The following is a 239-nucleotide window of genomic DNA, read 5'->3' on the forward strand; positions in this document are numbered from 1 at the left end:
CAAGAAGGACGACGGGCTGCGGCTCGGCGCCGACCACTATCGCGCGACGAGCGACCAGGAGACCTTCCGTGAGCTGCGGTCGTCGTTCGACGTGATCCTCAACACCGTCAGCGCGGTGATCGATCTGCGCTCCTATCTGAGCCTGCTCGACGTCGGCGGCGCCATGGTGTGCGTCGGGGCTCCCGGCGAACCGCTCTCGGTCGGCGTGATGTCGCTGATCGGCGGCCGTCGCTCGCTCG

At 68.6% G+C, this 239-nt stretch carries 1 protein-coding gene; it reads left to right on the forward strand.

Annotated features, from left to right (window positions below; all coding sequences use genetic code 11):
- The coding region (locus ABY44_RS00885; RefSeq protein WP_431640744.1) for a zinc-binding dehydrogenase at nt 1-239 on the forward strand (239 nt) is incomplete at both ends.

Source organism: Burkholderia sp. ZZQ-2 (assembly GCF_050768715.1).
Taxonomy (GTDB): Bacteria; Pseudomonadota; Gammaproteobacteria; order Burkholderiales; family Burkholderiaceae; genus Burkholderia; species Burkholderia cepacia.